We start from the raw sequence: 12,252 nt of genomic DNA on the forward strand, positions 1-12,252 counted from the left end.
GCGCTGCGGTGACCTCCCGTTCCGCTCCGCGACCAGGCGGGTGAGGTAGGCGATCAGGCCGGGGTGAACGGGATTCCCTGTGTACGGCGATGATCTCGTCGGGCGCGTGGCGGGGGGAGGCGCCGTCGCGGATCGGCTCAGGTCCGGGCCGCTGAGCTGCTCGCCGGCGGAGAGCAGCGAGGAAGGGCCAGGACAACCGCCAGCGCGGTGGTCGCGGTGAACCAGATGATCATGACGGCCCGCACGGCGGACGCCGACGTGGTCTCACCCGTGAACAGCTCGCCCAACCGCTGCCGTGGTGCGGGCACCTGCTCCTCCAACTCGCCGCGCGGCGCGTCGGGGGAGAGCAGGTCGGTGCAGAGCGAGCAGGGCGCTTGGCCGGCATCGAGCCAGTAGGCGCCGTCCCGTACCGCGTATTGAGGGGTCCGCATGCCTGCTTCAACCCGGCGAGCGGGACTTGGGCAATGCGACTGCGCCCGTCGACACCCAATCGCGACCTTGCCCATACCCCGGGCATAACCAAGCCGCACGGGACATCCAGTGCGCTGCACTCCGCGTCGTGTTGCCGTGCTGAGCGGCGCTCCTACGTCCCGTACGCAGAGCGGTTCGTGTGTCTTTCGGGTAAGGGGAACAGCTCAGCAGACAGCATCAGTCAGCCTTCGTATCCTCGGCACCCGCGTGAGGCGGCCCGCGCCGCTACCCCTGAGGGGGACCGGGTGTGCGCAGCGCGATCATGGCGACGTCGTCGTCGTTGTCGTCGGGGCGGACCTGTTCCAACAGGGCGTCGCAGAAGGAGCCCAGGGGGCGGTGGGCGAGGGAGGCCGCGTGTCGGCGCAGCCGGTCCAGTCCGCGGTCGAGGGAGTGTTGCGGAGACTCGATCAGTCCGTCGGTGTAGAGCAGGAGCGTGGCTTGGGGCGGCAGGACAGCCACGGCGTCGGGCCGAGGTCTGTTGACTCCGGTCCCGAGCAGCATGCCGTGAGCTTCGTCGAGGTAGCGGGCCTGACCGTCATGGGTGACGAGCAGGGGCGGCGGGTGGCCGGCGTTCGTCCAGCGCAGGCGCCACAGGGCGTCGTCACCGAGTGTGAGCCTGGCGAGGATCATGGTTGCCATGGGCACCTCGGCGATGTGCATCACGGCCTCGTCGAGCCGTGTGACGACGGCGCTGGGGGCGGCCTCGGGACGGGACCAGGCGAAGGCGCGCAGCATGTTGCGGACTTGTGCCATACCGGCTGCGGCGTCGAGGTCGTGCCCGACGACATCGCCGATGGCCAGTGCGTGGGTGTGGGCGGCCAGGGCGAAGGCGTCGTACCAGTCACCGCCCACGGAGGAGGCGTCCGGAGCGGGCACGTACCGCGCGGTCATCTGGAGCCCGGGCAGGGTGGGCAGTTGGGGCAGCAGGTGGCGTTGCATGGTTTCGGCGACTTTGCGCTGGCGCTGGTACAGGCGCGCGTTGTCCAGCGCCAAGCCTGCCCGGCGGGTGAGGTCCTCCAGCAGCGGCAGGTCGGCAGGGGTGAAGGCGTCATGACGCTGGGCCCGGCCCAGAGTCAGGGCGCCGAGTACGTCGCGCAGACCTCGGATGGGCGCGATGACAGCGGAGTGCATGCCCGTCTCTGTGAACAAACGCTGCTGCTCGACCGCGATGCCCGAATCGGGCGGGCCCTGATAGGTGGCGGGGCCGGCAAGGGCGGAAGCGGCGCCCCGCAGAGCCCGCGACAGAGGCATCGGGGACTCTTCTGGAACTGGGGGCATCGGGCCCTGCAAGTCGTCCCGCTCGACCAGTATGCCGTCCTTGTGGTGCATCACCAGGACACGTCGTACTTCGTCGTGTTCGGTGAGGAGGTCGAACACCGCCCAGTCCGCCAGCCGGGGCACGGTCAGGGCCGCAAGCCGGTGCAGCGCCTCGTCCACATCCAGGGTGGACGTGAGCTGCGTGGTCGTCTCCGCCAGCAGGGTCAGGCGATCAAGTTCCGTCAGCGGTGCGGAGTACCCGTCCTCGCTCTGGTGCGAGTCCTCCTCTTGCCGCTCGTACAACAGCGCCAGCGCGCCCGTCACGCCCGAGTCCGGTGTGTAGGGCGTGACCAACCAGGACAACTGGACGAGAGTGCCGTCCCCGCGGGCGAACCACTCGGCGTCGCCATGCCTGGTGCGCCTGGTGAGGAGCGCCTTCCTCATCTGGCAGCGGGTGCGCGGCATGGGATGTCCGTGCTGGTCCCGGTGCAGCAGGTCGTGCGAGTCCTGACCGATGAGGTCCATGGCGTCTCTGTCCAGCAGACTCTGGGCAGCGCTGTTGGCCGCGACGATGAGACCAGCGTCATCGACCACTATGGCGGCCGCCGCCATGTTGTCCAGCTTCTTGTCCAGCAGGGCATCAGACAGCGCCTGGTGCCCGGACATGGGGAAATCTGCCGTGCCGGGAGCGGCGACGTCGTCCATGTCTCTCCTTCATCTGGACGCGAAACTACTCGCTTACCCCAGCCGCGCCGTTACAAGCACACCGGCATCCCTCGCGGCGGCCACCTGACACCGGGAATCCGGGCCAGGTCGGGCGTTCGTGGCCGCTGCCTTTGAGTCACACGGCATCATGCAGGCATGATCACTGTTCATCTGAGGTACGAGGTCGACGCTGACAAGCTTGCGGACTTCGAAGAATACGGTCGCCGCTGGGTCCGGCTCGTCAACCGTTTCGGCGGGACGCACCACGGCTACTTCCTGCCGAGTGAGGGCGACAGCGACATCGCCTACGCGCTCTTCTCGTTTCCCAGCCTGGCAGCGTACGAGCAGTACCGCACGGACAGCATGTCCGACGCGGAGTGCCAGGAAGCGTTCGAGCTGGCTCGCGTCACCCGCTGCATCAAGCGGTACGAGCGCCGCTTCCTCCGGCCGCTCGACGCCCTGTCCTAGGCCGCCGGCAGGTGCGTGGTGCCGCCCCTGCCGCGCTGCTGTCCGCAGCGCTGAGACGACGGCCGTGGTCGTCGGGTTCGCGGTCTCGCTGTGACGCGTCGCGGCGAACAGCAGCGCAGGACCGGGAGACCCTCGATGAGTCCGGTGCGGATTCCCGGTGCGGCGGGGTCGATGGTGACGACGAGCAGCGGATCGTCGAGCAGCGGCGAGACGTCGATGCCGTGGGAACGGTTTCGGGCACATGGTGATACCGCTGTCCGAGCAAGGGTCATCAACCTCGGCACCGGCCCTGGTCGCCGAGCCCTGCCACTCGCTACGACGTCACCACGCTCCGGGTCGATACACCCGACGCACGGTCCCGCCCTCCGCACCGGGCCTTCGTCAGACCGGCGGCGTCGGTGGGGGAGAGGCGCCGGCGAGGTCTGCCCCGGTGGCGGCATGCATTCTGGAGTGCCCTGCGACGCCGTGCCAGTCCAGGCACATGATGGTGGCATCGTCCTGGAGGTGCCCCTCGTTCGAGGCGATGACCTTCGCGATCAGTGTGCGGGCGGCCTCTCGCGGATGCAGGTCGCTGGTGTGTTCGATCATGCCTTTCAGGTCCATACCGCTCGCGCTGTGCTCCAGCATGCCGTCGGTGAGCATGACCAGCCGGTCGCCGCGCCGCAGATCCAAGCGCTGGACACGGTAGCTGTGCGGGAACTGGAAACCGAAAGGCATGTCGACCTCGACGCTGAGCTCCTCCACTCTCCCCTCTCGCAACCGCAGCGGCCAGGGATGACCCGCGTTGATGAACTCGCTGCTACCGTCGAGCAGGCTGATGCGCAGGAGTTGACCGGTGACGTAGCTCTGCCGGCCGTGGTCGAGCATCGCCTGATGTGCCTGCCGGGCTTGTTCGGCAAGATCGGCGCCCGCCCGCCTGGCCCGGCGCAGCGCACCCACAGCGAGAGTGGCGAGCAGTGCGGCGTCGACGTCATGCCCCATGGCGTCGGTGACGGACAGTTGTACGGTGTCGCGGTCGATCACGTAATCGAACGTGTCGCCTCCGACATGGTCGGCCGGTTCAAGTGCCCCGGCAACCGTGAACTGGGCAGCCTCGCAGGCGAGCGACGCGGGAAGCAACCGGTGCTGGATCTCGGCGGCCAGGCTCAGCGGAGTGGTCCGGCGGCCCCACTGGTACACGTCGGTAAAGGACCGGTTCGCGATGACGATGTAGGCCAGCGCGTGCGCGGTCTCGCTGATCTCGCGCGTCGCGGCCGCGTCGGGCGCCACGGGCAGGACGAGTTCCAGCAGTCCTATGGCGTCTCCCCGGTTGGTGACCGGAGCGATGACCCGTACGGTGCGCCCGTCGTCCCTGACTTCCGAGGCCAGCCTCTGGGTGCGGATCACCTCGTCGTACAAGGTACCTGGCAAACCTATACGCCGGGCCGGCTCGTCGGTCTCGACGCTTCCGGCAGCACCGAGGCGCACCACCGAGGCACCGGTGAAGTCCGTGATGAGGAAGGAAACCATGGTGGCGGCGAGGCGCTGCCTGAGCATGCGGGCGACGACGTCGAGCGATTCCACCGGTGCTGCGGCTTCTGCTGCGGCAAGTGCCCCGGCGAGCCCCATGGACCTGGTGTGCGCGTCGGCGTCCAGGGGCAGGCCGGAGCCGACCCCATCGTCATGGTCGGGCGGATGTGCACTCACCTGATGACTCTCCCGTTGTCTGACCGCCCTGACCCACCGCGCCGGCGAGGACGAGGGGGCCGACAAGGGCGGTGGCCATGATGCGGCCATGCGCCCACCGGACCGCCCCGGCAGTCTGCCACCCTAGGGCCCGCCTGGACCGTTGTAGCTCGAGAAGCTCCACTTACCGACCGAAATGCCAGTGATTGCCCGAACTTAGTTCTCTCTTGAGGTGCACGCCAGTGAGACTTCGCACCAGGTTGCGGATCGACGAACCTCCTTCGGGGAAGCGACGGGTTTGTTCCACCCGATCGGGGCTGCCACCCAGCGGAAGCCACCCCTGAGAGGCGATCCGTGTCCGCGCCGTACGTCGCGGCCGCGCCGACGTCGACTCGCGGAGGCTCGGGCCCCGGCAGCGAGAGGGGGATGCTGTATCCGCCGAGGATCAGGCCCGCACCGCCGTACGTCACCGGCCCCGGGGCGTGCCGTTCCGCATGCCGGATCCCGCCGTGGGCTTCAGGGCCATGTCCAGCGGCGGCAGACCGGGTGGCGGCCGTGCGTCTCTCCGGCGTTCGCCCGTGCCGGGTCAGAGCGGGCGGCGTCCGGTCAGGTCCTGCCACCCCTTCCGGGCGTCATCAAGAGCCGCTCGTGCTCGCGGGAGCTCGCGATCGGCACTGTGGCGGGCCCGCGTCTTCTCCAACCGCTCTTGCGCCACCGCTATCGGCTCGGTCGCCTTCTCGGCCTCACGCAGCCCCGCTTCGAGCGCCCGGATGGTCCCGGCTCGCCTTTCCCGTAGGCGCTGCGCCGCCACGGCCGCGTTCTGGATCCGCACAGTGAACCGGCGCACCGCCTCCTCGGGGTACTCCTCACCCTCGTAACGCTCCATGCACTCCCGCCCGTCAGGCTCCTTCAGGTACACGTAGGAGACGTGTTTGGATCGGGCGAGTTCGAACCGGACTTGCACGTGAGGCAGTCGCAGTTCCTCATCGGCGACGAGGACCGTGTGCTCGTGCAGGGTGATCCTACCCAACCGCTCGACTCGGGGCCCGCGGTGCGGTGTGCGCAGCTGCTCCAGCTCGAACTCCGCCCGGCGGACCCGGCGACGGTAGGCCCACTCCGCCCGCTTCACCTCGGTCCGCGCCTGCCATGTCTCGCGGCGGGCCGTGCTCTGTAGCTCTCGCACGAATTTTCGGGCATCAGCCAAAGCCTGCCGCTCCTCCTGATGCTCTTCATGGAACGCATACGCCCAGCCACCCGGGTACCGAATGAGCCGCGAGATCGTCCAACACACACCCAGGGCCCCCAGCATGGCCACCCACCAGACGGCTGTCATGTGCTCTCCCTCCCGCGACTGCTCCGCCGCGCGGTCACGACAGCAATAGCGGGGCGCGTTGGGGTCCGTCAATTCGCCCCGGCCCACGGTGGAATGCCCCAACTGCTCTGGCCCCCCATCCGACCGAGGGTGCCCTTCAGTAACCAGCTTGCTTCCTGCTGAAGCGACAGATCTGGGCTGTCGGACCTCCGTGTTCTCTCAGCCGGCGTGGAGGATCCGACAGTGATCGGGTTCCGCCGGGTCCCGATCGACTACCTGGACCGGTGACCAGGCCCATTGCCACACGCTGATGCCCGGCGTGCGGGAGAAACGGATCGGCCCGCGGGTGCCCTCGACCGCCACGCGCGGCCATGACTCGGCGATGGCCGTCCGGTCCGTGCCGTGGGAACGCAGCACCTCGGCGAGGACGGCGACGGTGTCCCAGCCCTCGAAGGCGACGAACGAGGGCGCTTCGCCCAGCCGCTCGCGGAGCTCCTTTCCGACGCGTTCACCGAGCGGTCCGAGGTGCTCGGGCAGGTAGCGCAGGAACGGGATCCCGGCGCCGTCCTCACCCAGTGCCGTGGCCCATTCGGCGAACTCCGGTTGTCCGGCCGGAGCGCCGATAAGGATCTTCGCGAGCCGCCGGTCGCCCCGGACGGCCCGGACGATCGACGCCGCCGGCTCCGGATGGCCGACCAGCAGGAGGAGCGCCGTCGCGCCGTGGTCGACCAGCGCGTCGCACAGGGCCGCGGGGGTGAGCGCGTTCGTGTCGAGTTCTACGACGGTGCCGCCGCGGGGAGCGAGGTGGTCCCGCAGGACGCGGGTCCCGGACGCCCAGTAGACGCTCGGCTCGGTGGCCACGGCGATCCGACGCCGGCCCGCGCCGAGGAGGAAGTCCGCGTAGATCCGCCAGCCGTGGGACTGGGCCGGGGCCAGGCGCGCGACCCACTCCGTCGGCTCGTCGGTGAGCGTGTCGAGCACCGTGGACGAGCAGAGGAACGGCACGCCGAGGGCGTCGGCCCGGGCGGCCGCGGCGCGGGCGACGACACTGTGGTACTCGCCCGCCACGGCGGCCACGCCCAGGCCCGCCAGTTCGTCCACGGCCGCCGCGGCCCGCTCGGGGGCGGCCGCGGTGTCCCGGACCACCAACTCCAGCGGTCTGCCGTCGATCCCGCCGGCGTCGTTGACCTCGCTGACGGCCAGATCGAGTCCTGCGAGCAGGTGGCGGCCCGCTTCGGCCCAGCCGGGCCGCGTCAGCGGGACGAGAGCGCCCAGAAGGACGGGTGACCCTTCTGCGTGTTCCGCTCCGGACGGTGATGGTGGCGTGTTCATCGGGTGGCGTCTCCCCTGGGACTGTGCGGTCGCGGTCCGCCCGGATCGCGTTCCTGCCGGGGTCGGCGGTTCGTCTTCATCACGTTCGCCGCGGCAGGCGCGCCCGGGTGATCATGCCGGTCATTGGACCCACCGCCGTTGCCGATAGGCAACCGATTATGTGTGCGCTGAGCTCCAAGACCTCCTCCCGCGCGCGACGGTCACCTGGACGCGCCGCCCGGGCCGGCGCCTTCGGACGCTTGTGCAGCAGGTGGCATGGGGGCCGGAGTGCGAGTGGGAGGGCACCGCGCGGAGGGCGAGTACCCGGAGCGAGGCTCTCTGGTGCTGTCGCGCCGGTCGACGGTCTCGCCGGCCGGTCGGCCGGGTGATCCGGCTGGCCGCGGCGGGTGGTCCGGGCCGGGCATCCGGAGAGCGTGAGCCGGGTGCGGGACCACCTCAGGCCCGCTCCCAGCCGGCCCCTCGACCTCCCTCGCCCCTGCCATCCAGTCCTTGGGATGCGTCTTACCCCACCGCCCTACCGATGAGTAACATGCGCGCACCACCCGGCACCACACACCGCCTCCCCTCGGGCGGCAAGGAGCAAGTCGATGTCTTACCAACGTCCCTTCCCGGACCCACCCCCCTCCCGCAACGCCTGGGCGGGCGGGGCTGTACATGCCTGGGACGCCCCGACGCGGCATGAAGAACATCGCGAGCAGCCGCACCCGCACAGCCTTCACATGGACCTCGACGCGCTTCGCTCCGGATACCGCAAGCTGCGCCGCGTCTCGACGTTCACCGCACTCGCGTACTTCGTCCTCTTCCTCATCTTCTCGGCCTTTACGCCCGACATGATGACCAGCGAGATCACCGGCGGGCTCAACATCGGCCTGGTACTCGGGCTCTGCCAACTACCAGTGGCGCTCGCGGCGATCGCCCTGTACGAGCGCATCGCACGCAACCGCATCGACCCGCTGTCCGCCACCATCCAGGAGCAGACCCTGCAAGCGGCGCAGGACTCCCGCAGCCCTCGGCGCCGCCACGTCCCCGCGCGTCTGTCCCCGCGTACCCCGTTGGGCAGGAGCAGTGGCAGGAGCAGGAGCAGGAGCAGCAGCAGTGGCAGTGGCCGGACGGGTCCGTCGGAGGTGGCCGGTCATGACCGAATTCAGCTCCGACGCCCAGACCATGTCGCTGATCGCGTTCATCGCGGTCATCACGGTCACGCTGCTGGTCTGCGTGACGACCGGCCCCGATCACGAGGACCTGGGCGAGTTCTACACCGGCTACCGCTCGTTGTCGCCCATACAGAGCGGCCTCGCCATCGCCGGTGACTACATTTCGGCCGGCACCGTGCTCGGCACCATCGGCATCATCGCGCTCCTCGGCTTCGACGGCATCACACTCACCCTCAGTACCGTGCTGTCGCTGGTCCTGATGATGTTCCTGCTCGCCGAACCTCTGCGAAACGCCAGCCGGTTCACGATGGGCGATGTCTTCACCCACCGGGCCCCCGGTTCCTTCGTACGGATCACCGCGTGCATGGTCACCCTGGCCGCGCTGCTGCCACTGGTGATCTTCCAGCTCGCCGGCGCGGGCGATCTGCTCGCGGTCGTCCTCGGCTTCCACTCGGACGGGTTCAAGACCGGAGCGATCGTGTTCCTCGGTCTGCTGATGATCGCGTACGCGGCGATCGGCGGGATGAAAGGCACCGCGTTCATCCAGATCGTCAAGACCGTCGTACTGCTCGGCGCCGCCACCGCCATCGCGGTGCTGGTCCTCAATCGCTTCGACTTCAGTCTGCCCGCGCTCCTGGACGCCGCCAAGAAGGGCAGCGGGGCGGGAGACGCCTATCTCGCCTCCGGGTTGCAGTTCGCCGGCGACGACATCGACATGATCGGTACGCAGCTGACGATCGTGATGGGCGCGGCGGTGCTGCCGCACATCACGATGCGCATGTTCAGCTCGCGCAGCGCGACAGCCGTGCGGCGCTCGCTGTCCTGGGCCGTTTCCACCGTCGTCGTCACCTGCCTGCTGCTCGCCGTGATCGGCTTCGGCGCGGCCGCGATCGTCGGGCACGCCGGTCTCGTCGCCAGTGACCCGCAGGGTCAGACGGCGTTCCTCGTGGTCAGCCAGGCCCTCATCGGGGCGGACCCGAGCACTGTCGAGACGCTGCTGTTCACGGCGGTGGCCACGGCGGTCTTCCTCACCCTGCTCGCCTCGGTCGCCGGAATCACCCTCGCGTGCGCCAACACGCTGGCGCACGACCTCATCGCTCACGGGTTTCGCAAGACCGCCCTGAAGCACTCCACCGAAATGGCCATCGCCAGGGCCGCCGCGGCCGGAGTCGGGCTCGTCACGATCACATTCGCGGCCGGTGCCCGGCACCTGAACCTGCAGGCACTGCTGACCCTGTCCTTCTGCGTCGGCGCGTCCGCGATCGCTCCGGCGCTCGTCTACAGCCTCTTCTGGCGCCGCTACACCCCAGCAGGGCTGCTCGCCACCCTCATCGTGGGCACCACGGCCAGCGTCACTCTGATGATCGGCAGCAACCTGGTGTCCGGATCACCGCAGTCCATCTTCCCCGACCACGACTTCAACTGGTTCCCGTTCACGACGAGCGGCATCGTCTCCGTCCCGCTCGGCTTCCTGGCCGGCTGGCTCACCACAGTCCTCTACGACCGCGACGCAGCCGAACAGAACCGCCGCTACGCGGAGCTGGAACCGAAGATCCTGGCCGGCACACCGGCGACGGCGGGCGGCAACACGAACTGAGCTCGTTCGCCCCACCGCACATGCGGCGCCCGGCACGTCGGAAGGCCGGGCGCCCGGGCTCCGGCCACGCGTCACGCATGCTCACCCCGCGGCTGACCACACCGCCGGCGTCCGCGCCGACCGGGGCCCGGGAGCTGCGCGACGACGTATCTCCCGGGCCCCGTTCTTTCACCGCTTACGGGGTCCAGTTGCCCAGCCAGTCCGATACCTCCTGGGACGCGGCTTGGGGTTCGGTCAGGTGGGGCCGGTCGGTGCTCTTCGGACCGGCACCCGGACCGGTGTTCATGTACTCGGCGAAGCGGTCACCCTTCCAGGAGAAGCCGCCCATGTCGGTCCATGGAGTGCGCTTGATCGCGGCGCTCAGGGTGGAATCGCGGACGGTGGCCTGAGGGTCGGCCGCCGTGTCCCCGCCGGGATGCCAGTTCCGGCCGAGGTAGAAGGAGGACGCGCTCACGTCACCGTTGATCGTGGAGCGGTTGATGAGGATGCCGTTGCGGCCCGCCTGGGTGCTTGGGGCGGTGATGTAGCCGGCCGAAGTACCGTTCCAGCGCTTCTTGAGAGTGATGACCGACCGGTCGATCACGGCGGTCGCGCGGCCGAAGATGAAGTCGACGTTGCCCACGATGTAGGAGTTGGTGACGTAGACGCGGCCGGGCTTGTCCTTCGCCGCGCTTTCCAGCTCCAGGGTGTCCTGGTCGCCGGTGACGATGAGGCCGTGCAGCACGACCTTGTCCGCGGTCGTGAGCAGGGCGACCGCCTGGTGGCCGTTCAGGGACTGGTTCGCGGCCTCGTCGAAGTCGTTGGAGACGGTGAGGTTGCGGAGCTGGGAGTCGTCGGACCGGATGGCGACCGTGGCGCTGCCCGGAGTGCCGTACGTGCCCGAACCGTCCGGCTTCCGCATACCGGCCGCGTTGCCGTACACGATCACCGTGTCCTTGCGGCTCGCGCCCGAGCCCTGGATGGTGATGTGCGGCTTGCTCGCCGGAACGTTCACCGTCTCGCGGTACGTACCCGGCTTCACGGAGATGACCACGCGGGAGGGGTTGTCGGCGGGCACGGCGTCCACCGCGGCCTGGACCGTCTTGTACTGGCCGCTGCCGTCCTTGGCGACGGTGAGGGTCCTGGTGGCGGCAGCGGTGCTCGCGGCCGCCGTACCCACGGAACCTCTTGGACCCGCTTTGGACTTGACCAGCGCCGGCACGTTGCCGGCTGCGTCCAGGGTGTAGCCGTAGTACTGCTTCGGGTCGAAGGCCGCACCGCCGCCGTTCTCGTTGCGTCCGCTCGTGCCGGAGAAGATGTTGCCGCGCTGGACGAGAGCGGCGGTGGCGTCCCTGATCACGGGGTTGTTCATGCCCTGGAAGTAGGAGTTCTCCAGCAGCATCCGCGTCCTGCCGCGTGCGTAGTTGCTGTAGGAGGACTTGATGGACGTGCCCGCGGCGTCCTCCATGAAGTTGTTGTAGAGGTGCGCGTGAGCGGCGTTGTCGGTGGACGGGTTGCGCTGCTCGGTCTCGCGGATCCAGTTGTGATGGATCGTGATGTCGGTGACGAGATTCGGCGTCCAGCCGATACCGAACGCCTTGTTGGCGTTGCTCAGCCGGTTCCAGGACACCGTCACGTACGTGCTGTCCTTGCGGACGTCGATCAGTCCGTCGGCGGTGCGCCGCAGGTCGTTGTGGTCGATCCACACATGATGGGCGCCGTCCATCTGGATGGCGTCGAAGTCGTGCTCCTTGTCGTTCCACACGCCCTGGTACGAGTCCCTGATCGTCAGGTTTCGGATGATCACGTTGTGAACGCCCTGGCCGAGGAAGAAGCCGCCGCCGACGATGTGCCCCAAGGTCCCCGAGCCGATGATCGTCTTGTCCGAGGCGACCTTGATCTCCTTGCCGACCGGGGCCATGCTGATCTCGCCGGCGACGACGATGACGTACGGCTCCGAGGCGGCGGCGTACTTCTCGAGGTCGGCGAGCGTCTTGACGGTGACGGTCCTGCCGCCCCGACCGCCGTACGTACCGTTCTGACCGAGGGCGTTGACCGAGGCGAACCCGTCGGCGGCGACAGTCGCCCCAGCCGGAGCCTCCGCCGCCGCGGCCCTTTCCTCGTCGCCCGGTCCCAGTCCGAACACGGACCCGTACGCCAGAACCCCGGAAGCGGCCAGGGCCAGCGGTACGCCGATTGCCAGGACCCGTTGCGGTCTGCGGTGACGGGCTGTGCGGGGGGTCGAACGCATGTGGAGTTCCGTTCCGTGAAGAGGGGACGATCGATGTGAGGTCGCCGCCGGGGGCGAAGGG

General features: G+C 69.0%; 9 protein-coding genes. 3 read left to right on the forward strand and 6 right to left on the reverse strand.

Going from position 1 to position 12,252, the window contains the following annotated elements; translation table 11 throughout:
• Window positions 1-137: 137 nt before the first annotated feature.
• Both AS594_RS33325 and AS594_RS33330 read right to left on the reverse strand, forming a co-directional pair.
• Window positions 138-431 (reverse strand): hypothetical protein, encoded by a 294-nt coding sequence (locus AS594_RS33325; protein ID WP_069774899.1) that lies wholly within the window; start codon window positions 429-431, stop codon window positions 138-140.
• Window positions 432-696: 265 nt separating this feature from the next.
• The gene (locus AS594_RS33330) at window positions 697-2,433 is read right to left on the reverse strand and encodes a SpoIIE family protein phosphatase (RefSeq protein ID WP_069774897.1); all 1,737 of its coding nucleotides are present in this window, start codon (window positions 2,431-2,433) and stop codon (window positions 697-699) included.
• Window positions 2,434-2,589: 156 nt separating this feature from the next.
• Here AS594_RS33330 and AS594_RS33335 point away from each other — a divergent pair, with 156 nt between their 5' ends.
• Entirely contained in the window at window positions 2,590-2,901 is a 312-nt protein-coding gene (locus AS594_RS33335; protein WP_069774896.1) for an NIPSNAP family protein, read from the forward strand.
• A gap of 381 nt (window positions 2,902-3,282) precedes the next feature.
• Here AS594_RS33335 and AS594_RS33340 read toward each other — a convergent pair whose 3' ends face one another.
• The 3 genes from AS594_RS33340 to AS594_RS33350 all read right to left on the reverse strand — a co-directional run bounded on the left by AS594_RS33340 (window position 3,283) and on the right by AS594_RS33350 (window position 7,210).
• On the reverse strand, window positions 3,283-4,509 hold the full coding sequence (locus AS594_RS33340) for a PP2C family protein-serine/threonine phosphatase (RefSeq protein WP_069930960.1): 1,227 nt from the start codon (window positions 4,507-4,509) through the stop codon (window positions 3,283-3,285).
• Between the two features lie 643 nt (window positions 4,510-5,152).
• Window positions 5,153-5,770 (reverse strand): hypothetical protein, encoded by a 618-nt coding sequence (locus AS594_RS33345; protein WP_141746807.1) that lies wholly within the window; start codon window positions 5,768-5,770, stop codon window positions 5,153-5,155.
• 327 nt (window positions 5,771-6,097) lie between these two features.
• Entirely contained in the window at window positions 6,098-7,210 is a 1,113-nt protein-coding gene (locus AS594_RS33350) for an ABC transporter substrate-binding protein (RefSeq protein ID WP_069774894.1), read from the reverse strand.
• A gap of 719 nt (window positions 7,211-7,929) precedes the next feature.
• On the opposite strand from AS594_RS33350, the gene AS594_RS46470 reads away from it, so the two are divergent.
• Entirely contained in the window at window positions 7,930-8,520 is a 591-nt protein-coding gene (locus AS594_RS46470) for a DUF485 domain-containing protein (RefSeq protein WP_240509305.1), read from the forward strand.
• A complete protein-coding gene (locus AS594_RS33360; RefSeq protein ID WP_240509306.1) occupies window positions 8,402-9,961 on the forward strand; it encodes a sodium/solute symporter in 1,560 nt (519 codons plus the stop codon). Before AS594_RS46470 ends, AS594_RS33360 begins: the two co-directional genes overlap by 119 nt.
• A gap of 175 nt (window positions 9,962-10,136) precedes the next feature.
• Here AS594_RS33360 and AS594_RS33365 read toward each other — a convergent pair whose 3' ends face one another.
• On the reverse strand, window positions 10,137-12,191 hold the full coding sequence (locus tag AS594_RS33365; RefSeq protein WP_069935700.1) for a pectinesterase family protein: 2,055 nt from the start codon (window positions 12,189-12,191) through the stop codon (window positions 10,137-10,139).
• Window positions 12,192-12,252: the final 61 nt, after the last annotated feature.

The sequence above is a fragment of the Streptomyces agglomeratus genome (genome assembly GCF_001746415.1).
GTDB classification, from domain to species: Bacteria; Actinomycetota; Actinomycetes; order Streptomycetales; family Streptomycetaceae; genus Streptomyces; species Streptomyces agglomeratus.

Excerpts from the sequence above, each read along its gene's own strand:
- AS594_RS33325 (WP_069774899.1), bottom strand. The coding sequence starts at position 431 with ATGCGGACCCCTCAATACGCGGTACGGGACGGCGCCTACTGGCTCGAT.
- AS594_RS33330 (WP_069774897.1), bottom strand. The coding sequence starts at position 2,433 with ATGGACGACGTCGCCGCTCCCGGCACGGCAGATTTCCCCATGTCCGGG.
- AS594_RS33335 (WP_069774896.1), top strand. The coding sequence starts at position 2,590 with ATGATCACTGTTCATCTGAGGTACGAGGTCGACGCTGACAAGCTTGCG.
- AS594_RS33340 (WP_069930960.1), bottom strand. The coding sequence starts at position 4,509 with ATGGGGCTCGCCGGGGCACTTGCCGCAGCAGAAGCCGCAGCACCGGTG.
- AS594_RS33350 (WP_069774894.1), bottom strand. The coding sequence starts at position 7,210 with ATGAACACGCCACCATCACCGTCCGGAGCGGAACACGCAGAAGGGTCA.
- AS594_RS46470 (WP_240509305.1), top strand. The coding sequence starts at position 7,930 with ATGGACCTCGACGCGCTTCGCTCCGGATACCGCAAGCTGCGCCGCGTC.
- AS594_RS33365 (WP_069935700.1), bottom strand. The coding sequence starts at position 12,191 with ATGCGTTCGACCCCCCGCACAGCCCGTCACCGCAGACCGCAACGGGTC.